This is a genomic window from Micromonospora sp. WMMD1076 (assembly GCF_029581475.1).
GTDB classification, from domain to species: domain Bacteria; phylum Actinomycetota; class Actinomycetes; order Mycobacteriales; family Micromonosporaceae; genus Micromonospora; species Micromonospora aurantiaca.
In genome coordinates this window covers 3,800,300-3,821,163 of record NZ_CP120862.1, presented here as the reverse complement: position 1 = coordinate 3,821,163, position 20,864 = coordinate 3,800,300, and the positions used below count along the sequence as shown (strand labels likewise).

Annotated in this window: 20 protein-coding genes; 10 read left to right on the top strand and 10 right to left on the bottom strand. The window is 74.3% G+C overall.

The window, feature by feature from the left end:
• Nucleotides 1–61: 61 nt before the first annotated feature.
• Together O7622_RS18110 and O7622_RS18105 are read right to left on the bottom strand one after the other, a co-directional pair.
• Complete coding sequence (locus tag O7622_RS18110; protein WP_282309346.1) at nucleotides 62–1,150, bottom strand: zinc-binding alcohol dehydrogenase; 1,089 nt, start codon at nucleotides 1,148–1,150, stop codon at nucleotides 62–64.
• A complete protein-coding gene (locus O7622_RS18105; protein WP_282309345.1) occupies nucleotides 1,143–2,165 on the bottom strand; it encodes a Gfo/Idh/MocA family oxidoreductase in 1,023 nt (340 codons plus the stop codon). Before O7622_RS18105 ends, O7622_RS18110 begins: the two co-directional genes overlap by 8 nt.
• Nucleotides 2,166–2,378: 213 nt before the next feature.
• Here O7622_RS18105 and O7622_RS18100 point away from each other — a divergent pair, with 213 nt between their 5' ends.
• The 5 genes from O7622_RS18100 (at nucleotide 2,379) to ctaD (ending at nucleotide 8,127) form a co-directional block, all read left to right on the top strand.
• Nucleotides 2,379–3,392, top strand: coding sequence for a glucosyl-3-phosphoglycerate synthase (locus O7622_RS18100; protein ID WP_282309344.1), 1,014 nt, complete (start codon nucleotides 2,379–2,381; stop codon nucleotides 3,390–3,392).
• Nucleotides 3,393–3,420: 28 nt separating this feature from the next.
• Entirely contained in the window at nucleotides 3,421–4,575 is a 1,155-nt protein-coding gene (locus O7622_RS18095) for a glycosyltransferase (RefSeq protein ID WP_282309343.1), read from the top strand.
• A 106-nt stretch (nucleotides 4,576–4,681) separates the two neighbouring features.
• Nucleotides 4,682–5,134, top strand: a complete 453-nt coding sequence (locus tag O7622_RS18090; RefSeq protein ID WP_282314171.1) for a DUF4383 domain-containing protein — start codon at nucleotides 4,682–4,684, stop codon at nucleotides 5,132–5,134.
• Between the two features lie 170 nt (nucleotides 5,135–5,304).
• Nucleotides 5,305–6,036 carry an ATP-binding protein gene (locus O7622_RS18085; protein WP_282309342.1) on the top strand — a complete coding sequence of 244 codons (732 nt, stop codon included), beginning with the start codon at nucleotides 5,305–5,307 and terminating at the stop codon, nucleotides 6,034–6,036.
• Between the two features lie 87 nt (nucleotides 6,037–6,123).
• A complete protein-coding gene (gene ctaD / locus O7622_RS18080; RefSeq protein ID WP_282309341.1) occupies nucleotides 6,124–8,127 on the top strand; it encodes a cytochrome c oxidase subunit I in 2,004 nt (667 codons plus the stop codon).
• 99 nt (nucleotides 8,128–8,226) lie between these two features.
• On the opposite strand, the gene O7622_RS18075 is transcribed toward ctaD, so the two are convergent.
• Nucleotides 8,227–9,360 carry a SigB/SigF/SigG family RNA polymerase sigma factor gene (locus tag O7622_RS18075; protein WP_282309340.1) on the bottom strand — a complete coding sequence of 378 codons (1,134 nt, stop codon included), beginning with the start codon at nucleotides 9,358–9,360 and terminating at the stop codon, nucleotides 8,227–8,229.
• A 244-nt stretch (nucleotides 9,361–9,604) separates the two neighbouring features.
• Nucleotides 9,605–11,020: a hypothetical protein gene (locus tag O7622_RS18070; RefSeq protein ID WP_282309339.1), complete on the bottom strand. Its 1,416-nt coding sequence runs from the start codon at nucleotides 11,018–11,020 to the stop codon at nucleotides 9,605–9,607.
• Nucleotides 11,021–11,208: 188 nt separating this feature from the next.
• Here O7622_RS18070 and O7622_RS18065 point away from each other — a divergent pair, with 188 nt between their 5' ends.
• Entirely contained in the window at nucleotides 11,209–11,433 is a 225-nt protein-coding gene (locus O7622_RS18065) for a CDGSH iron-sulfur domain-containing protein (protein ID WP_282309338.1), read from the top strand.
• A gap of 284 nt (nucleotides 11,434–11,717) precedes the next feature.
• Here the strand turns inward: O7622_RS18065 and O7622_RS18060 are convergent, their stop codons facing one another.
• Together O7622_RS18060 and O7622_RS18055 are read right to left on the bottom strand one after the other, a co-directional pair.
• Entirely contained in the window at nucleotides 11,718–13,466 is a 1,749-nt protein-coding gene (locus O7622_RS18060; protein WP_282309337.1) for a thiamine pyrophosphate-binding protein, read from the bottom strand.
• The gene (locus O7622_RS18055) at nucleotides 13,459–14,583 is read right to left on the bottom strand and encodes a Vms1/Ankzf1 family peptidyl-tRNA hydrolase (RefSeq protein ID WP_282309336.1); all 1,125 of its coding nucleotides are present in this window, start codon (nucleotides 14,581–14,583) and stop codon (nucleotides 13,459–13,461) included. The genes O7622_RS18060 and O7622_RS18055 overlap by 8 nt, the downstream gene beginning before the upstream one ends.
• Nucleotides 14,584–14,725: 142 nt before the next feature.
• On the opposite strand from O7622_RS18055, the gene O7622_RS18050 reads away from it, so the two are divergent.
• Both O7622_RS18050 and O7622_RS18045 read left to right on the top strand, forming a co-directional pair.
• Nucleotides 14,726–15,271 (top strand): hypothetical protein, encoded by a 546-nt coding sequence (locus tag O7622_RS18050; RefSeq protein WP_282309335.1) that lies wholly within the window; start codon nucleotides 14,726–14,728, stop codon nucleotides 15,269–15,271.
• Between the two features lie 36 nt (nucleotides 15,272–15,307).
• Complete coding sequence (locus O7622_RS18045; protein ID WP_282309334.1) at nucleotides 15,308–16,198, top strand: alpha/beta hydrolase; 891 nt, start codon at nucleotides 15,308–15,310, stop codon at nucleotides 16,196–16,198.
• On the opposite strand, the gene O7622_RS18040 is transcribed toward O7622_RS18045, so the two are convergent.
• Nucleotides 16,179–16,520, bottom strand: a complete 342-nt coding sequence (locus O7622_RS18040) for a DUF3817 domain-containing protein (protein ID WP_282309333.1) — start codon at nucleotides 16,518–16,520, stop codon at nucleotides 16,179–16,181. The two genes, O7622_RS18045 and O7622_RS18040, sit on opposite strands and share 20 nt — an antisense overlap.
• Nucleotides 16,521–16,707: 187 nt before the next feature.
• Between O7622_RS18040 and O7622_RS18035 the strand changes: the two genes are divergently transcribed.
• The gene (locus O7622_RS18035) at nucleotides 16,708–18,186 is read left to right on the top strand and encodes a glutamate--cysteine ligase (protein ID WP_282309332.1); all 1,479 of its coding nucleotides are present in this window, start codon (nucleotides 16,708–16,710) and stop codon (nucleotides 18,184–18,186) included.
• 113 nt (nucleotides 18,187–18,299) lie between these two features.
• On the opposite strand, the gene O7622_RS18030 is transcribed toward O7622_RS18035, so the two are convergent.
• Both O7622_RS18030 and O7622_RS18025 read right to left on the bottom strand, forming a co-directional pair.
• Nucleotides 18,300–18,905, bottom strand: coding sequence for a DUF6518 family protein (locus O7622_RS18030; RefSeq protein WP_282309331.1), 606 nt, complete (start codon nucleotides 18,903–18,905; stop codon nucleotides 18,300–18,302).
• 70 nt (nucleotides 18,906–18,975) lie between these two features.
• The gene (locus tag O7622_RS18025; RefSeq protein ID WP_282309330.1) at nucleotides 18,976–19,266 is read right to left on the bottom strand and encodes a helix-turn-helix transcriptional regulator; all 291 of its coding nucleotides are present in this window, start codon (nucleotides 19,264–19,266) and stop codon (nucleotides 18,976–18,978) included.
• A gap of 66 nt (nucleotides 19,267–19,332) precedes the next feature.
• Between O7622_RS18025 and map the strand changes: the two genes are divergently transcribed.
• A complete protein-coding gene (gene map / locus O7622_RS18020) occupies nucleotides 19,333–20,106 on the top strand; it encodes a type I methionyl aminopeptidase (RefSeq protein ID WP_282309329.1) in 774 nt (257 codons plus the stop codon).
• A gap of 46 nt (nucleotides 20,107–20,152) precedes the next feature.
• On the opposite strand, the gene O7622_RS18015 is transcribed toward map, so the two are convergent.
• Nucleotides 20,153–20,800, bottom strand: a complete 648-nt coding sequence (locus O7622_RS18015) for a maleylpyruvate isomerase family mycothiol-dependent enzyme (protein WP_282309328.1) — start codon at nucleotides 20,798–20,800, stop codon at nucleotides 20,153–20,155.
• Nucleotides 20,801–20,864: the final 64 nt, after the last annotated feature.

Here is a 20,864-nt window from a genome sequence, read left to right as displayed (position 1 = left end):
GCCCGGGCGTCCGTTTTGTCGCCGCCAACCCCATGATCGACGCTCTGGGAAGGGGAGCAGGTCAGGGGGTGAGGACCACCTGGAGTTCGGTGCGGCGGCGGTCGGCCAGGGCGGTCAGCAGGGCCGGGGCCTCGTCCAGCGGGACCACGGCCGAGATCAGGTGCTTGCGGATCACGTCCCCGTACTGGCGCAGCAACTCCACCGTCTCCGCCGACAGCCGCTCCCGGTCCCAGGTGGGGGCCAGGCCGCGCGGCACCCGGCCGATCTGCGCGCAGCGCAGCGACAGCCCGTTGTGGTGGAACTCCTCGCCGAGCCGGACCGCCTCCGCGCCGCCCTGGTAGAAGGCCAGGTCGACCACCGTGCCCTGCGGGCGCAGCAGGCGCAGCGCGAGCTGCAACGCCCAGTCCTGGCCGCGGCACTGGAAGACCACGTCGGCACCCCGGTCCCCGGCGGCGTGGTTCCACCGCGTCTTGAGCACCACCGCCGGGTCGTCCGCGTCCGGGTCGAGCGTGTCCAGGCCGAGCGCCTCGGCCACCTGCCGCCGGGCCGGCGTCGGGTCGACCACCACCACCGAGGCGGCACCGTGCCGGCGGGCGAACAGCGCGGTCAGCAGCGCCACCACACCGCCGCCGACCACTGCCACCCGGCGCCCGCGTACGCCGTCACCGAGCGTCCGCACATCGGCGCCGCACAGGTCGGCGGCGGCGTGCAGCAGCCCGTTGGCGCAGATCGGGCCCATGTGCGCGACGTACACGCCGAGCAGCGGATCGAGGTCGTCGGGCAGCGGCACGAACCGCTCGGTGAGCGGGTCGGCGACCCAGCCGCTGCGGTGGCCGTACGTCATGGCCCCGACCTGGCCCACGGTGACGGCCGGGGTACGGCTCTCCACCACGCGCCCGACCTGCATGTAGCCGAGCCGGGTCACCGGGTACGGCGTGCTCGCCCCGCCGGGCCGGAACAGCCCGAGCCCGGCGTCCCACGTGACGTGCAGGTAGGGGTTGGTGCCCTTGACGAAGCTCAGTTCGGTGCCGGCGGAGACGCCGCTGTAGAGCGTCTCCACCCGGAACGTGCCCTCGCGCAGCTCCGGCGCGTCCAGTTCGGCCAGCTCGACCCGGCCGGGGCCGCCGACCACCACCACCCGGTCACGCATCGACGCTCACCCCCGCGTCCGCGACCGCCGCGGACAGTCGGGACGCCCGCCCGGTCGGCAACGCCACCGGCCGCCCGGTACGCGCCGACTCGGCCACCGCGAGCGCGAGCCGGTGGGTGCGCAGCGCCTCGGCGTACGGCACCCGCACGTCGTCGCCGAGGCCGCACACGGCGTCGACGAAGGCCCTGTCGACGGCGACCCGCGCACCGTCCGGGTCGGCGGGCACGTGCCGCTCACCGTCGGCGTCACGCACGGTCAGGCCGTCCTCGGCCAGCCACAACGCCAGCCCGTCGGCGAGGATCTCCAGGCCGGCCCGGTGCTTCCAGCCGAGCACGCAGGACGCGGCGAGCGTGCCGACCGCACCGGAGCCGAACCGCAGCGTGGCGGCGGTCACCGAGTCGATGTCGGCGCCGTCGACGGGCGGCGGGCTGCCGTCGCCGTACGCGGTCACCTCGACCGCCTCGCCGGCCAGCAGCCGGACCAGGTCCAGCACGTGCGCGGCCTGCTCGACCACCGGGCCGCCGGAGCGGTCCCGCCGCGCCCACCACGCCACCGGTGGCACCTTGTCCAGCCAGGCGCCGTTGACCATCCGCACCGGACGGCCGGCGAGCAGCCGCCGGGCCTCCTCCACCACGTGCAGGTAGCGCCAGTGGTGCCCGACGCCGGTGAGCAGCCCCCGCTGCTCCACGAGCGCCGCGACCCGCTCGGCGGTCTCCAGGTCCAGCGCCACCGGCTTCTCCACGAACATCGGCACCCGAGCGGCCACCACCGCCTCCTCGACCGGGCCGTGCGCGAACGGCGGCACGCAGACGTACACCGCGTCCGGGCCGGCCGCGAGCAGCTCGTCCACGTCGCGGAACACCCGGCCGCCGTACGTGCCGGCGAGTGCCCCCGCCGCGTCCGGCGCGACGTCGGTCACACCGAGCAGCTCCACGTCCTCGAAGCCCGTGAGCACCCGGGCGTGGCGGTGCGCCACCCCACCGGCTCCGACTAGCCCCACCCGGCAGGTACGCATCCGACCAACCCTCTCGCCATGACTGGAAGACTGCGGTCACCACTCCCCCCGGCGGCCGCGTGCGAAACGCCGCCGGGGGCGCAACGCAACGTTCATCCGCCCGGAACCGCCCGGTACGCACCTGGTGATCAGGTTGTTAGGCAAGATCCGGTTAGCGCGGATGTGGGATTGGGAAAACCATGATTCGCGATTCCACCACTAATGGGGGTGCCCGTGCGGGAATCAGATTCGACTGTCTCACCTGTGGTGGAGGCGTGGGCCACGTACCGCACCAGCACCGCCGACGACTGGCCGGCCCGGCGACTGGTACGGGCCAAGGGCGCGAGCCGGGTCAGCGTGGTGCTGCCGGCCCGCAACGAGGAGGCGACGGTCGGCGCGATCGTGTCGACCGTCCGGGAACACCTGATGGACCGTGTGCCGCTCGTCGACGAGCTGATCGTGGTGGACTCCCGGTCCACCGACCGGACCGCGCAGGTGGCGCGCGCCGCCGGCGCCGAGGTGGTCGGCCAGGACGCGATGACGCGCGGGCTGCCCCGCCTGACCGGCAAGGGCGACGCGCTCTGGGCCGGGCTGGCCGCGGCCGAGGGGGACGTGGTCGCGTTCGTCGACGCCGACCTGCGCGAGTTCCGGCCGCACTTCGTGACCGGGCTGCTCGGGCCGCTGCTGACCGATCCGGGCGTGGAGTTCGTGAAGGGCTTCTACCACCGGCCGCTGGTCGGTGCGACGAGTGTGGAGCCCGACGGTGGCGGGCGGGTGACGGAGCTGATGGCCCGGCCGCTGCTGAACCTGTTCTGGCCGGAGCTGGCCGGTTTCGTGCAACCGCTCGCGGGCGAGTACGCCGGCCGCCGCGAGGTGCTGGAGCGGGTGCCGTTCGTCACCGGGTACGGCGTCGAGACGGCCATGCTGATCGACCTGCTGGAGCTGGTCGGGCTGGACGCGCTGGCCCAGGTCGACCTGGGTGAGCGCAAGCACCGGCACCAGGACACCGCCGCGCTGGGCCGGATGTCCGCGCAGATCATGCTGACCGCCTGGTCGCGGCTGCAACGACGCGGGTGGGCGGCGCCGGGGGTGGCGCCGACCGCGTTGCTGACCCAGTTCCGCCGGGGCGGCTCGGAGACGCTGCCCAACCTGGACCGCGAGATCGTGGTCAACGACGTGTCGGTGCAGGAACGCCCGCCGCTGGCGCAGATGCGGCACCGCCTTCCCCGCCGCCGGGTGGCCGCGTGAGCGGGGAGACCCGGAGAGAGGACAGCGCATGACGCTCACCGTGCTGATGAACGCCGGGCCGTGGCTGTCCGTGCCGCCGCCGGGATACGGCGGCATCGAGAACGTGATCGCCACGCTGGTGCCGGAGCTGCGCCGCCTGGGCGTACGGGTGGTGCTCGCCTCGGTGGAGAGCAGCACCCTGCCTGTGGACGAGCGGATCGCGGTCTTCTCGGACGGCCAGTTCCACGCGTTGCAGCGGCCGTACAACCAGGTCTGCGGCGTCTCCCAGGCGCACCTGTCCGGGGTGGTGCGGGCGCTGCACGCCCGCGACGACATCGACCTGGTGCACGACCACGTGGAGGCGGTCGGGCTGGCCACGCTCGCCGCGATGGGCCCGGACGCCCCGCCGGTGCTGCACACGCTGCACTGGGACCTGGCCAAGCACCCGGAGCTGTACGGCAACCTCGACGGCGGCGACCGGGTACGGGTCAACGGCGTGTCCGCGTCGCAGCTGGCGCGCGCTCCGGAGGCGCTGCGCGCGCACTCGGTGGGGCACGTGCACCTGTCCACACCGCTCGCTGTGGACGCGGACCGGCACGCGCCGGTGGCCGAGGGCGACCACGTGGTGATCCTCGGCCGGATCAACCCGGGCAAGGGGCAGGACGTGGGCGCCCGGCTGGCGCAGGAGACCGGCTTCCGGCTGGTTCTGGCCGGGCCGGTCGGCCCGTACCACCGGCCGGAGGATCTCGCCGCGGCCGGCGACGAGGCCCGGCAGAACCCGGACGTCCGTTTCTTCTACGACCAGGTGGCGCCGTACGTCGACGGCGACCGGGTGCGCTGGGTCGGCACGGTGGCCGGGCGGGAGCGCGACGACCTGGTCGCCTCGGCACGGGCGTCGCTGTTCCCGCTGCGCTGGGAGGAACCGGGCGGCACGGCGGTGGTCGAGTCGCTGTCGCTCGGCACGCCGGTGGTCGCCACCGGCCGGGGCTGCCTGCCGGAGCTGATCGAGCACGGCCGCACCGGCCTGCTCACCGGCGACGAGGAGGAGCTGGGTGACCTGGTGCTCGCCGCCGCCGGGCTGGAGCCGGCCGAGTGCCGGCGGGAGGCGGCCCGGCGGTTCACCCCGGCGCGGATGGCACAGCGGTACGTGGAGCTGTACGACCGGGTCCGGGCGGGCGTGACGCAGCCGCTGCAGCCCGCCTGAGCCGCACCGGCCCGGCCGCCCGCGCGGCCGGGCCGGCGTTTGCCCCCGCCGGCCGCGGGAAACCGGCGCTTCCCGCGGTGGCGAGGAGGCCGGCGTGACGAACTCGATGGCGCACTCCCGGGCGCGGCGCAACCCGGCCGACGGGCGGGCGCCGGTGCGCCGGATCGCCTCCGGGTTCGCCGTACTCCTGCTGCTGCTCGGCGCGCTGGGTTTCGTGCCGGGCGTCACCAGCCACTTCGCGGATCTGCGCTTCGCCGGGCCGGGTTCCGGCGCCCGGTTGTTCGGTGTGTTCCAGGTCTCGGTGGTGCACAACCTGGTGCACCTGGTGCTCGGCGTGGCCGGGCTGGTGCTGGCCCGTACCGTCGCCGGGGCCCGCGCGTTCCTGGTCGGCGCCGGCGCGGTCTACCTGGCGCTGTGGCTCTACGGGCTGGCTGTCGACAGGCGCGACGCGGCGAACGCGCTCGCGGTCAACCGCGCCGACTCGTGGCTGCACCTGCTGCTGGGCGCCGCCATGCTGGCGCTGGGGCTGCTCGCGGCGCGGCGCGGGGACCGCCGCTGACCTGCGCCCCGGCGGGCCCGATGCCCGGTTTCGCCGGTCCGGGGCCCGGGTACCTCCGTAGTCCTCCGGCTGCGGGAGGCGGCGACCGCCCCGGCCGGGGCGACCCTCCGGACGAGGGCGACCCTCCGGACGAGGGCGACCCTCCCCGACGAGAAGGAAACGAGGCGGCGATGGTGACCCGGATCAGGTGCGAGGTCCGCGACGAGTCGCCGGTCACTGTCGTACGGCTGGCCGGAGCGCTCGACCTGGGGACGATGCGCGCGGTGCACGAGGTGCTCGACAGGTGCCTCGCCGCGCAGCCGGACGCCCTGGTGGTCGACCTGGAGGAGATCGAGGTCGGCGAGCCGCTGGCCCTGTCCGTCTTCGCCGCCGCCGCGCGGCGCGCGGCCGACTGGCCGGCGGTGCCGATGGTCCTCGCCGCTCCCTGCGCCGAGACGGCGGCGTGGCTGAACGAGACCACCGCCTGCCGGGTGGTGCCGGTGCGCCGGGACTGCGCCGAGGCGACCGCGCTGGCCGGCGCGTCGGCAGCGCCCCGGCTGCGGGCACGGCTGGAGCCGGTCGCCGGCGCCTGCCGGCGGGCCCGGGAACTGGTCACCGAGGCCTGCGGCAGGTGGAACGTGCCGGAGCTGGCGGGCCCGGCCTCGCTGGTGCTCAGCGAGCTGGTGGGCAACGTGGTGCGGCACGCCGGCACCCCGATGCAGGTGACGCTGACGCTGCGCCGGCCGTACCTGCGGGTGGCGGTGATGGACGGCAGCCCGGCCGACGCCCGCGCCGCGAGCAGCCGCGATCCGCGTGCCGAGGGCGGCCGCGGGCTGATGCTGGTACGGGAGCTGACCCAGCGCTGGGGCAGCACCCCGGTCGGCGCCGGCAAGGTCGTCTGGGCCATGCTCCCGGCTAATTGACCGAATTCTCCGCTCTCGCCTGGTTACATGGGCAGAGGGCCGGGTACGCCCGCCCGTCCTGTCTGTCGTCACACGGGGTGAGATGCCATGCCCAAGCGGGTAGTCACGGAACCGGCACGAGACCGGGGGCCCGCGATCCTGGCGCCGGCCCGGTTCGGGGGATTCCCCGGGCCCGTACGGGAGGCGGTGAGGGGCAACGCGCTGTGGCGGTTGCTGCGCACCACCGACGCCAAGCAGATCGGCCTGCTCTACCTGGTCACGTCGTTCGGGTACTTCATCGTCGGCGGGATCATGGCGTTGATCATCCGGGCGGAGCTGGCCCGGCCGGGGATGCAGATCGTCTCCCCCGAGCAGTACAACCAGATGTTCACCATGCACGGCACGGTGATGCTGCTGCTGTTCGCCACCCCGCTGTTCTTCGGGTTCGCCAACTACCTGGTGCCGCTGCAGATCGGCGCCGCCGACGTGGCGTTCCCCCGGCTGAACGCGTTCGCGTACTGGCTCTACTTCCTGGGCGCGCTGATGGTCGTGGGCGGGTTCGCCACCCCGGGCGGCGCGGCGGACTTCGGCTGGACCGCGTACACGCCGTTGAGCACCGCGCAGCACTCCCCCGGCGTCGGCGGGAACCTGTGGGTGGTCGGCCTGGCCGTGTCCGGCCTGGGCACGATCCTCGGCGCGGTCAACCTGATCACCACCATCGTGACGCTGCGCGCGCCGGGCATGACCATGTTCCGGATGCCGATCTTCACCTGGAACGCACTGCTCACCAGCGTCCTGGTGATCTTCGTGTTCCCACTGCTGGCCGCGGCGCTGATGGCGCTCGCCTCGGACCGGCTGCTGCACTCGCACGTCTACGACCCGGCGACCGCCGGGCCGATGCTCTGGCAGCACCTGTTCTGGTTCTTCGGCCATCCCGAGGTCTACATCATCGCGCTGCCGTTCTTCGGCATCATCACCGAGATCATCCCGGTGTTCGCCCGCAAGCCGATCTTCGGCTACACCGGCCTGGTGCTGGCCACCGTCGCCATCACTGTGCTGTCCATGACGGTCTGGGCGCACCACATGTTCGCCACCGGGCAGGTGCTGCTGCCGTTCTTCAGCATCCTGAGCTACCTGATCGCGGTGCCCACGGGGGTGAAGTTCTTCAACTGGATCGGCACCATGTGGAAGGGACAGCTCACGTTCGAGACGCCGATGCTGTTCGCCATCGGCTTCCTGGTGACGTTCCTGCTCGGCGGCCTGACCGGGGTGCTGCTGGCCAGCCCGCCGGTCGACTTCCACGTGACCGACAGCTACTTCGTGGTGGCGCACTTCCACTACGTCATGTTCGGGACCATCGTGTTCGCCGCGTTCGGCGGTCTCTACTTCTGGTTCCCGAAGATGACCGGGCGGCTGCTGGACGAGCGGCTGGGCAAGATGCACTTCTGGACCATGTTCATCGGCTTCCACGCCACCTTCCTGGTGCAGCACTGGCTGGGCAGCGAGGGCATGCCCCGCCGGTACGCCGACTACCTGCCCGGCGACGGCTTCACCACGCTGAACACCATCTCCAGCATCGGCTCGTTCGTGCTCGGCGCGTCCACCCTGTTCGTGATCTGGAACGTCTGGAAGTCGTGGCGGTACGGCGCGATGGTCACAGTGGACGACCCGTGGGGTTTCGGCAACTCGCTGGAGTGGGCCACCACCTGCCCGCCGCCGCTGCGCAACTTCGACCGGATGCCGCGCATCCGCTCCGAGCGGCCGGCGTTCGACCTCAAGTACGGCCCGCTCGTCTCCGACCTGGGCCGCGACCTGCCGCAGCGCACCACCAAGCCGCCGCAGTCGTTCCGCGAGGAGATGCACCACGAGCGGCACGTGCCGGAGTCCCCGTCGGCCGGCGGCGCGTACGGCGCGCCCGAGGCGGTGGACTACCAGCCCGCTCCGCAGTCCGGGGCGCGCCCGGTGGAGGTGCCGGAGCCGGAGGAGGTGCGCCGGCCCAGCTTCGAGGAGACCGACGAGCCGGAGGGCAGCGCGCTCAACGCCGAACGCGACGAGCAGCCCAACGACAGGTGGCGGCACCCGCGCGGGCACGGGGACACCCCGGAGAACTGAGACACCGGACGAGGGCCGGCGCCGTCGGGCGCCGGCCCTCTCGTCGTACGCCTCGCGCCGGCTCCCGTGCTGGGAAGCCGGCGCGTACGTGCTGGCCGGTCAGTCGGCGGCCGGCAGTCCGGCCGCGGTGAGCGAGCGGCGCACCGCCGGCTGCACCCGGGTCAGCCGCAGCGGCACCCCGGTACGCGCGGCGGCCTCCCGGCCGGCCATCAGCGCGGCGATCCCGCCGGCGTCGAAGCCACCGGCGCCGACCAGGTCGACCACCACCTCGCGGGGTTGCCCGGTGACCGCCTGGAGCACGGCCCGGCGCAACTGGTCCGCGCCGGCCCGGTCCACCTCGCCGCCGACCTCGACGACCACCCGGTCGCCGTTCTGCTTCACCGAGATCCGCGCCTTGCCCGGTTCGGCCTCGGCCGCGCCGTTCTGCCAGGGCGGCGGCGCGTCGGCGAGCATCGCCTGACGCAGCCAGGTCAGCGCCCGCGACAGCAGCCGGGACACGTGCATCTGCGAGATGCCGAACCGGGCGGCGATCTCCGCCTGGGTCTGGTTGCCGTAGAAGCGCATCGCCAGGATGCGGCGCTCCCGCCAGGGCAGCCGGTGCAGCAGGCCGCTGACGGTGACCCGGTCGTCCACCGACTCCAGCGCGTGGTCGGACTCGCCGACCAGGTCGCCGAACTCGGCCGAGCTCTCCCCGCCCACCGGCGCGTTCAGCGAGGCCGGGCTGTAGCCGGCCGCCGACTCCAGCGCGGCGAGGATCTCCTCCTCCGGTGTCTCCAGCCGGGCGGACAGCTCCGCCACTGTGGGGGCGCGGGACAACTCGCTGGTCAGCGTCGCCGTCGCCTGTCCCACCTCGAGGATCAGGTCCCGCAGCCGGCGGGGCACGTGCACGCCCCAGGTGCGGTCGCGGAAGTGCCGTTTGATCTCGCCGACGATGGTGATCGCCGCGTACGCGGTGAACGAACCGCGTTCCGGATCGTATCTGTCGACCGCGTTGACCAGGCCGAGACGGGCCACCTGCTCCAGGTCCTCCAGCGGCTCACCGCGGCCGCGGTAGCGGCGGGCGAGCCGGCCGGCGAACGGCAGCGCGAACCGGACCAGGTCGTCCCGCGCCTCCTGCCGCCGCTCCGGTGGCAGGCCCTCGATCCGGGCCGCGTACGCGAGCGCCGCCGCGTCCAGGTCCTCCAGACCCCGGTCGGTGGTCGGTGGTGTGGGTGTGGTGGTCTGTCCGAACATCCGCGCCCCCTCGCCGAAGAGCCCCCGCCCGGTCGGAACCGGTCGTGCGCGTGGTCGGACCACGCACCGGGTGAGGAAGTTGGGTTACGTGACGGATACGTCGAAAGCGGTGGCTGCCCGCCGCACGGCGTCGTGGGCCGTTTCGCGGCGAGCGGTCTTCCCGCTCCGTAGGTACTCAATCACGGACCGCAGGATCGCGAGGAAGTTTCGCCAGGTTGGCCGGCAGCCCGGTCCCGGCGGCGGTTCAGCGGACCAGCAGGCCCTGGTGTGCGCCCCCGTCACGCAGCGCGGTGAGGGCCTCGGCCATCCGCAGCGGCGGCGGCGCGGGCAGGTCGCAGGGCTGGTTGCGCAACACCTCCGTGGCACGTCGGGTGGGCACCGAGGCGACGGGGTAGCCGCGGGCGGCGCCTCGGTCCAGGGCCCGCCGGCGGTGCCCGAAGCCGGCCACCGCCAGCCACTGGGGCAGTCCCGCGTACGCGGGCGAGCGCAGGCCGGGCGGCTCGGGCAGCACGTCCACCGAGCTGAACGGCTCGCTGCCGGCCAGCCACCACTCGACGCCCGCGACCCGGCGCGCGGTCGCGTTCTCGCACCAGTAGGGCACCAGGCCGGCCCGCAGCACCTGCGCCGGGTCGAGCAGCCGGCCGCACTCCACCACCAGCCGGTTGCCGGTCTTGCCGGCCCGCCGCAGCCAGCGCCGGTACAGGTCGGCGGTCACCGCACTCAGCGCGTCCGGCTGCGGCACGACCACCAGGTGCAGCGGATGCCCGTGCCGGTCGCCCCAGGAGCGGGCGTCGTGCTCGAAACCGGACTCCACACCGTGTTCGGCGAACGCGCCCGCCACCGTGACCTCCGGCGCGGTCCAGCGCGTCTCCTCCCCGCCGGCCGCGCGCAGCACCTGGCCCAGCGCGCGGGCGTCCGGGTGGAACTCGACCGGGTCGAGGCCGCCGCCCGGGCAGCCGGCCTGGAAGCTGTGCCCGTCGCCGCCGTCGCGTACCGGCCAGGTGCGGGCGTCGTGCAGCAGCAGCACCGGCGCGGCCGGTTCCAGCCGGTCGGCCAGGAAGCGCGCGTACGCCTCCGGCAGCGTGCGCCAGCGCACGGCGAACGTCACCGCCGCGCCGGCTGCCGCGCCCCGGCTGGCCGGGCAGTGCACCTGGCGTACGTGCACGCGCGGGTTGGCGTCGAGCAGCCCGGCGGCCAGCGTGGCGCCGTGCGCGTACGCGGCGTCCGGGCGGTCCACCGCCCCCCGGGTCCACCGCCCGGCCAGTTCGAACCCGGCCGGGAGCCAGGGGACGCCCAGCGCCACCGCGAGGTGGGCGGCGGCGCCGTGCGGCGAGCCGAGCACCACGCCGGGCCAGCGCCGGTCCGGGTACTGCCCGGCGAACCACCCGGCCACCCGCTCGGCGTCCACGGCGGCGATCTGGCCGGCGGTGAGCGCCGCCCGCCCGGCGGCCCGGACGGCGGCGGCGCGGCGTACCGGCTCGGGTGCGCCGGTGAGGCGGGACAGCGCGCCCGGGTGGCCGAGGTCGCCGCAGTCGTCGCCGCGCAGCGCCCGGGCGGTCGCGGCGACCAGGATCCGGGCGGCGCTGCCCGCCGCCACCACCCGCTCCGCGGGCAGCCCCGCGCCGCTGACCGGCGTCCGTTCGACTCGTTCGCTCACCACGCGGCCCGGCTTCCCGTCCCTCTGGGGTCTAAACGGGGCATCTCCCCACGGGTGAGGACCAAGGCCCGCCCGGTAACCGCACCGCCCGCGACACCCAGGTACGCCGTCGCGCCGCGTGCCCGCCGTCGCGGGCGCAACAGCGCTCGGGTGCGGGTTTGGGCCGGACCGGGACGGGCACTGCACCGCGCATGCCCGACGACGAGAGCACCCCGGCGGCGACCATCACCCCGTACCGGGACGGACCACTGCTGGTACGCGGCGACTTCGCGCTGGTCACGCCGGAGGGCACGCCGATCGAGACGCGCCGGGGCGCCGTCGCGCTGTGCCGGTGCGGCAGGAGCGCGATCAAGCGGTTCTGCGACGGCACGCACAAGGTGGCCGGTTTCCGGGCCGGCGGCGACCGCTCGACCTGACCCCCCTCGGCCACGCCGGACCAGCGCCGGTAGTGCAGCTCGTAGCAGAGGAACAGGGTGAGCTGGAGGTCCTCGTCGGTCAGCGGCGCGGCCACCGCGTCCAGGTGCGCGCCCAGCCCGGCCGGCAACTCGCCCGGCGCCTCGCGCAGCGCGGCCAGCAGCGCGGCGGAGACCGGCCCGCGCGCCACGGGCAGCGGGGCGGGGCCGTGACGACTGTCGGCGGCGACGGACACGTGACCTCCCGGGACGGTTGCGCCCGGTCGCGGTGCCCCGCCCGAATGCCGCTAAACGATTTCGTCCGCCGCGATGGCCTCGGTCTGGATCACCCGCTCCCGCACCCGGCGGGCGGCGTCCCCGTCGGCCACCAGGCCGCGCAGGTCCGCAAGCGCCGGTTCGGGCGCGTCCAGCGGCACGGCCGGGTCCACCACCGCCTCCAGGACGGCGGGCCGGTCGGCCGCCAGCACCTCGTCCCACGCGGGTCCGACCAGGTCCGGCCGGTCCACCCGGACGCCGTGCAGCCCGAGCAGGCGGGCCCACCCGGCGTACGGCACCTCGGGCCCCCGCTCCCCGGGTGACCGGCCGCCGCCGACCCCGGACCGGTCCCTGTTGTTCAGCACCAGCACGATCAGCCGGGGATCGCGCCAGGCCGTCCAGTGATGCGCCACAGTGATCAGCTCGGCCAGGCCGTTGAGCTGCATGGCACCGTCGCCGAGCAGCGCGAGCACCGGCTCGTCCGGGCGGGCCAGCTTGGCCGCGACCGCGTACGGCAGGGCGCAGCCCATCGAGCCGAGCGTGCCGCACAGCCGCGCCTGCACCCCCGGCGGCAGTTGCAGGTGCCGGGCGTACCAGTAGACGACCGAACCGACGTCGACGGCGACGCCGGCGTGCCGGGGCAGCCGGGTGGACAGCTCGCGCAGCACGAGCCGCGGGTCGACCGGCTCGGCGGGCGTGGCGGCGCGCTCGGCGGCGGCCTCGCGCCACCGGTCCACCATCTTCTCCACCATGGCGCGCCACTCGCGGTGGGGATTCTCCGGCACCCGGGTCAGCAGCGCCCGCAGCGTCTCGGCGGCGTCGCCGACCAGCGGCACGTCCACCGGGTAGCGGGTGCCGATGCGCCGGCCGTCGATGTCGATCTGGATGGTGCGCACCTGGCCCGGCAGCGGGAACCAGTCGGTCCACGGATCGTTGGTGCCGATCATCAGCAGCGTGTCGCAGGAGCCCATGAGCTGCGCGGCGGCGGTGGTGCCGACCTCGCCGAGCACGCCGGTGTGGAACGGCAGCCGCTCGTCGAGCACCGGCTTGCCCAGCAGCGAGGTGGCCACGCCCGCCCCGAGCCGGTCGGCCAGCGCGACGATCTCCTCGGCCGCGCCGTGCGCGCCCTGACCGACGAGCACCGCCACCCGCCGCCCGTTGCCGAGCAGCGAGGCGGCGGCGTCCAGGTCGGCGTCGTGCGGCAGCACCCGGGCCAGCGGATCGCCGGGCGTCGCGGTGACCACCCCGGCGGTCTGCGGCAGCAGATCCGGTACGGCGGTGACCTGCAACGCCCGCGGCAGCACCACGCAGGTCGGGCTGCGGGTCGCCGCCGCGGTACGGAACGCCTGGTCCAGCAGCGCGGGCACCTGTTCCGGGCTGCGGCCGTAGCGGACGAACTGGTTGCACACGTCGCCGAACAGCCGGCTCAGCCCGATCTCCTCGTGCGCGCCGCCGAGCGGGCCGGTGACGTCCTCGCCGATGATCGCGACCACCGGCTTGCTGTCGAGCTTGGCGTCGTACAGCCCGTTGAGCAGCTGCACCGCGCTGGGCCCCTGGGTCGCCAGGCACACCCCGACGCCGCCGGTGAACTTCGCGTGCCCGGTGGCCATGTACGAGGCGGTCTCCTCGTGCCGGGCGGGGACGAACGCCGGATCCCCGCCCGCGTCGTCGAGCGCGCCCACGAGCGGGGCGATCGCCGCGCCCGGGCAGCCGAACACCCGCGGCACCCGCCAGGCCCGCAGGCGTTCGACCACCAGGTCGGCGACTATGCGCTCAGCCATTACCCCGCCCCGGGGTGCTCCCGTCGACGTAGCGCAGCACCGCGCCGACCCCGTCGGTCAGCTCCGGCGCCTCGTCGGGCGCGAGCACTGTGAGGTCCGCGTCGGTGCCGATCAGCGCGCGCAGCAGCGCCGCGTCGGCGCGTACCCGCTGGGGGTCGGCCACCGACATGCCGGCCAGTTGCGCCGGGTCGGTGGCGATCTCGGTCGGCTCGGGGCCCACCCACAGCTCGCCGTCGGCCGACGGGTCGTCCACGATGAGCATCGTGTCGACCTGGTTGCGTTGCAGCGCGGAGACCACGGCGTCGAGTCCGGCCCCGACGTCCTCCTGGACGCCGAAGCGGTCCAGCGCGGCGGTGATCCGGCGGTCGGCGACCTCGGCGACGGTCTGCACCGTGATGTCGTCCATCAGCGTGTCGTCCGCGCCCACGTCGCGGGCGCCCGCGTCGGTGCGCACCAGCACGTCCTGCCAGCGCGCGGGGAGCTGGGCGGCGATCATGCCGGTGGCCCGGACGTCCCCGGCCACCACGACGACGTCCGCGCCGACGCGCTCGGCCAGGTCGGCGGTGGCCGCTGCGGCGTCACCGGCGTTCTGGTGCCACGCCTCCACGGCGGCGCGCTGGTAGCGGGACTGGGACCAGCCGCCCGGCTGCACCCGGCGCAACTGGCGGCTCTGCCCGCCCTGCACCTGCGCCCGCCGCGGAACCCCGCCGGCGCTGACCGCCATCGCGTCCGCGCCGGTACGGTCGGCCAGTACCCGCACCCAGGCCACCTGCTCGCCGCGCTGGGCCACGAGCGGCATGGTGTGCGGCAGCGCCGACCAGCTCGCCAGGTCGCGCAGCGGCGGCGCGGACAGGTACTCGGTGAGCACCACACGGCCGCGGCTGGCGAACACCGCGATGCCGTAGTCGCCGGGCATCGGCTGGTGCCGGCGGACGACCTCCTCCACCGCCTCGACGGTGACCGGGTCGGCGCCCTGCCCCAGCAGGTCGCCCTTGAGGGCCCGCCAGCGCAGGTCGACCTGCGCTCGCGCGTCCTGGGTGTCGCGGGAGGCGTCCATGTAGACCGAGCACCACGGCCCGGGACGGTCGTAGAGCGGGCGCAGGAAGGACAGCTGCATGCTCGACCCCTTTCCGGCTCGGCCGCACGCATACCCGCGCCCCGGCGGAGTTCACCTGCCGGCTCCCCGGGCGTGACCACCGTTCATTCACGTCGTTCAACCCGAAGGGCCGATACCATCTGTGCACGGAACGGGACTCTCGGTGGTGAACATGGATACGGAGTTGTACACCCGACGCGCCGTCCACCCGACGGAACGCGTCGTCACCGGGCGTCTGGTCCGGCTGATGGAGGGTTACGCCCGGGAGGTCCGGGTCGGGCAGCCCGCGCTGGTCGCGGTGCTCACCGCCGCGGGGGTGGTGGGGCTGCTGCTGAAGGTGGTGCGCGCGTTGCTCAGCAGCGGCGGCGGGGCCCGGCGCAGCTTCAAGGAGCTGAAGAAGGGGCCGGAGTTCCTGGTCACCCCGGTCCGGGTGCGCGACGCGACCGGCCGGCTGGTCGAAGTCGAGATGCACGGCCACCTGCCGCAGAGCGCGCTGCACCCCGGCGACCACGTCCAGCTCACGCTGCGGGCGCAGCGCGACGAGGACCTGCCGCCGCGGATCGAGCGGATCGTCAACCTGACCACCGGGCAACTGCTCACCCCGCGTACGGCGACGCTCTGGTCCCACCTGGGTCCGGCGCTGCTGCTCCAGGCGATGCTGGGCGCCGTGCTGCTGGTCGGCGTGGCCGCCTGCTCGGCCCTGACCTAGGTTTCCCCGTCGCCGGTGGTGGGCACCGCTGCGGCCATGTTCCCCGGATTCACGCTCACCGAGATCGACACCGGCACGGTCCGCCTGCGGGTACGCCACGGCGGCTCCGGGTCGCCGGTCGTGCTGCTGCACGGGCACCCGCGTACCCATGCGACCTGGCACCGGGTGGCGCCGCGGCTCGCCTCGCGGCACACGGTGATCTGCCCGGACCTGCGCGGTTACGGCGGCTCGTCGAAGCCGCCGAGCGACCCGGAGCACACCGTCTACTCCAAACGGGCGATGGCCGCCGACGTGGTCGGGCTGCTCGACGCGCTCGGCCACCGCCGGGCCGCCGTGATCGGTCACGACCGCGGCGCGTACGTGGCCATGCGGACCGCCCTGGACCACCCGGACCGGGTGAGCCGCCTCGGCGTGCTGGACGGGGTGCCGATCGGTGAGGCGCTGGCCCGCTGCGACGCCCGGTTCGCCGCCCGCTGGTGGCACTGGTTCTTCCTCGGTCAGCTCGCCAAGCCGGCCGAGCGGGTGATCAACGCCGACCCGGACGCCTGGTACGGCGGATCACCGGAGGAGATGGGCGAGCAGGCGTACGCCGACTACCGGCGGGCCATCCACGACCCGGCGACGGTGCACGCCATGTGCGAGGACTACCGGGCCGGGCTCGGGCCGGACCGGGCGGCGGACGACGCGGACCGGGCCGCCGGGCGCCGGATCGGCTGCCCGGTGCTGTTCGCCTGGTCCGAGCGCGACGACATGGTCGACCTCTACGGCGACCCGGCCGAAATCTGGCGCGGCTGGGCGGACGACGTGCGGACCGCGTCGATCCCGTCCGGGCACCACATGGCCGAGGAGGCGCCGCGGGAGCTGACCGACGTGCTGGCCGGTTTCCTCGCGGAGGACGTCGCCGCGGTCAGCGACCGGCGGGGGTGAGCGGCCGCTGCGCGACAGCCGGCGCGTCGAGCAGGCCCCGGCGGCTCGCCCAGCGCTCGAACAGCACGGTGGCGAACGGTGGCACCGCGCTGGCCAGGGCCAGCCCGGTCTGCACCAGCGTCCAGCGGCGCCGCCGGGCCACCACGAGCGCCAGCAGGCCGTAGACCACGAACAGCGCGCCGTGGATCGGGCCGAAGATCTTCACGCCGATCTCGTCGCCGGGCGGGCCGTACTTGACCGCCATGCCGGCCAGCAGCGCCGCCCACGAGCTGGCCTCGGCGAACGCCGCCACCACGAACGCCCGGATCCACCCGTCGCGCATTCCGCCACTCCCCTTCGCCGTCGGCGGCCATGCTAGCCGTCCGGGCCGGGCCGCCCGGACGGAACCCGCTGCCCCGCGACGGGGATCACCGGGGCCGCCACGGGGTACAGAAAAGAACCTCCGGGCCTTTCCTGACCCGCCACTCCGTGCGAGGTTGGGAAGAACCAACGGTGACAGGGTGGTGACCATGGGCGAGGACGTCGGCGTGCGTACCTTCAGCCGGGAGGACCGGGCCCGCTATCGCGAGAAGGTCCGGCGGTGCCTGGACGTGTTCGCCGAGATGCTGCGCGAGTCCCGGTTCGACGTGGAGCGGCCGATGACCGGCCTGGAGATCGAGCTGAACCTGGTCGACGACGGCTTCGACCCGGCCATGCGCAACGCCGACGTGCTGGAGGCGATCGCCGACCCGGCGTTCCAGACCGAGCTGGGCCAGTTCAACGTGGAGATCAACGTCGAGCCGCGGCGGCTCGCCGGTACCGGCACGGCGGCGTTCGAGGAGCACGTCCGGGCCAGCCTGAACGCCGCCGAGGAGAAGGCCCGCGCGGTGGGCGCGCACATGGTGATGATCGGGATCCTGCCGACGCTGCGCCCGGAGCACCTGACCGCCGAGACGCTGTCGGCCAATCCCCGGTACGCGCTGCTCAACGAGCAGATCTTCGCCGCCCGGGGCGAGGACCTGCCGATCGCGATCAGCGGGGTGGAGCGGCTGGCCACCACCGCCGACACCATCACGCCGGAGGCGGCGTGCACCAGCACCCAGTTCCACCTCCAGGTCAGCCCGGCGCAGTTCGCCGACTACTGGAACGCGGCCCAGGCGGTCGCCGGGATCCAGGTGGCGCTCGGCGCGAACTCCCCGCTGTTCTTCGGCCGGGAGCTGTGGCGCGAGACCCGGGTGCCGCTGTTCCAGCAGGCCACCGACACCCGGGCGGAGGAGATCAAGGCCCAGGGGGTACGCCCGCGGGTGTGGTTCGGCGAACGCTGGATCACCTCGGTGTTCGACCTGTTCGAGGAGAACGTCCGCTACTTCCCGGCGCTGCTGCCGGTCTGCGACCCGGAGGATCCGGCGGCCACGCTGCACAGCGGCGGCGTGCCGAAGCTGGCCGAGCTGCGGTTGCACAACGGCACCATCTACCGGTGGAACCGGCCGGTCTACGACGTGCTCAAGGGCCGGCCGCACCTGCGGGTGGAGAACCGGGTGCTGCCGGCCGGGCCGACGGTGCTGGACACCGTCGCCAACGGCGCGTTCTACTTCGGCCTGGTACGGGCGCTCGCCGAGTCCGACCGCCCGTTGTGGTCGCAGATGTCGTTCAGCGCGGCCGAGGAGAACTTCAACGCCTGCGCCCGGTACGGCATCGACGCCCAGGTGTACTGGCCCGGACTGGGCTACCTGCCGGTGACCGAGATGGTGCTGCGGCGGCTGCTGCCGATGGCCCACCACGGGCTGGACCGGTGGGGCCTGGACCCGGCGGAGCGGGACCGGTTGCTCGGCATCGTTGAGCAGCGCTGCCTGACCGGCCGCAACGGCGCGACGTGGCAGGTGGAGACGCTGCATCGGCTGGAGTCGGCCGACCACATGGACCGGCCGGCGGCGCTGCGCGAGGTGGTCCGCCACTACGTCGACCTGATGCACAGCAACCGGCCCGTGCACGAGTGGCCGATCCCCTGAGCCGGGCCGGCGCGGCGCCTCGCGTCAGCGCAGTGCGGTCACCGTCGCCCGCGCGGCCTGGGCGACCAGCGCGTTCGCCGCAGGACCGGCGGTCCGCCGGCCGGCGCGGTGGGTCAGCCGGCGACGGCGGAGAACGTGACCGCGCCCGCCGCGGCCAGCGGCAGCGCCACCGCGGCGGCCAGCAGCCGCACCCGGGCGGACCGGCCGATCAGCGCCACCAGCAGCACGGCGAGCCCGAGGTCGATCGCCACGTTCCACCACGCTCCGGGATAGGACCCCGACTTCAACGCGAACCGCAGCGCCTCCTCGACGAACACGGCCACCGGCAGCGCGGTCCCCACGACGCGCCGCCATCCCCCGGTGCGCGCCCAGATGCCGGCCACGCCGAACACCACGCCCGCCACCACGCCGAACGCCATCCACACGATCGAGGTGGACGACCAGATCACGGCGAGGTCGTCGCCCTGGAGCAGCGTCGCCGCCAGGTAGTAGCTGGGCACCGCGACGATCAGCAGGACGCCGGCCGCCACGGCGGCGCGCACCGCGCCCGACCGGATCCACCAGGCCAGCGCGAACGCGGCGACCGCCCAGGTGGCTGTGGAGTTGCCGAGTTCGGCGAACGGGAACGGCACCCACTTGATCCAGACGAAGTCCAGGAAGCCGAGCAGGAAACCGGCGACGGGGACGACGAGCGCGACGGCGCGACGCGAGGGTGGCATGCGTGAGAGCATACTCAGTATGCTCCCACGGGCTCGGCAGGGTGGGCCTGCGAGGCTCGGCAGGGTGGCCCTACGAGGCGAGACGCGGCTCGGACGGCGCGAGACGCACCGCGGCGTCGGATCGGTTGATCTCGGACCACACCTCGTCGAGGGAGAGGCCGAGCACGTCGGCGATGGCCGCGATGGTGGGGAACGCCGGCGTGGCGACCCGGCCGGACTCGATCTTCCGGAGCGTCTCCGGGGAGACACCCGCGTCGAGCGCGGTGAGCAGCATCGAACGCTCTCCCCGGGCGCGGCGCAGGAGCGCACCGAGACGCTGCCCGCGCTCGACCTCGGCGGGGGTGAGGGGCAACCTGACCATGCCAGGATTCTAATACCGGGATAACATGACCGGGATACTTATTGGTCGAGCGAGGAAGGCGCCTGAATGATCGAGATCCTGAGCCTCACCGACGTGCGGCGGGCGCGGGACACCGGCGCCCTGGTCGCCCACATCCTCCAGACGCTGCGCAGCCGCACCACCGTCGGCACGAACCTGCTCGACATCGACAGGCAGGCGCGGCGCATGATCGCCGAGGCCGGGGCGCAGTCCTGCTACGTCGACTACGAGCCGTCCTTCGGGCGCGGGCCGTTCGGCCACTACATCTGCACCTCAGTGAACGACGCGGTGCTGCACGGGCTGCCGCACGACTACGCACTCACCGACGGCGACCTGCTGAGCCTCGACCTGGCCGTCTCCCTGGGCGGGGTGGTGGCCGACTCCGCGATCAGTTTCCTCGTCGGCGACGACCGGCCCGCCGAGAGCGTCGCGCTCGTCGACGCGACCGAGCGGGCGCTGCGGGCCGGGATCGCCGCGGCCCGTCCCGGTGCCCGCGTCGGCGACCTCTCGCACGCCATCGGCTCCGTCCTCACCGAAGCCGGCTACTCGGTCAACACCGAGTTCGGCGGCCACGGCGTCGGGTCGACGATGCACCAGGATCCGCACGTGTCGAACACCGGGCGGCCCGGTCGCGGCTACACGCTGCGTCCCGGGCTGCTGCTGGCGCTGGAACCGTGGGTGATGGCGGACACCGCGACGCTGGTCACCGACGCCGACGGGTGGACGCTGCGCAGCGCGACGGGCTGCCGCACCGCGCACAGCGAGCACACCATCGCCATCACCGACGACGGCGCGGAGATCCTGACGCTGCCGGAGCAGTGACCTTCGCTGCGGCAGGCGTCCACGGCTCCCCCGCCGCCGGGCGTCGTCAGGCGGACGCGCAGCGCTCCCGCAGCGTCGGCACGCCGGGGCCGGTGAGGTCGTCGCAGTAGGCGGCCCGCCCGGCCATCGCCATCGTCAGCGCGACGGTGGTGCCGCTGACCAGCGGGCCGGCGCCGGCGGTGAACGGCCCGTCGGTCGCCTCCACCCGCAGACCGTCGATCGCGCTGCGCCCGGCCACCGTGAAGTCCCGCCCGGCGTAGAACCGGGCGACCGGGGTGACGGCCTCGACCGACGGCGTACGTGTCAGGCCGAGCGGCTGCCGGATGTCCTGGGCGTGCACGACCACCTCACCGAGCCATGCCTCGGTCGGCCCGAACGTGGACGTGGTGCTGCCGATGATCCGCCGGAACCGGTCCAGCGTCTCCCCCGGGTCGGCGCCCCGGTGCTTGGCCAGCCGGCGGTCGTTGTGCAGATCGAAGTCGAACCGGGCGCCGAGCACGCTCGCGAGCCAGCGGACGCGGCCGATGCTCGCCGCCGCCGTCATGTGCGCCAGCGTCTCCTCCACCGTCCACCGACCGCACAGCGAGCGGCGCGCCCACTGCGCCGCGTCGAGCCCGGCGAGATCGTCGGCCAGGGCGGCGCGCTCGGCGTGCGCGAGCGCCCACAGCTCGCGGCGGGTCAGCGTGTCGGACATGGGACCTCCAGAGTCGGGCCGTCGGAGGTTGGACCGCGCCGCCGCGGCGAACTCACCGCTCCGA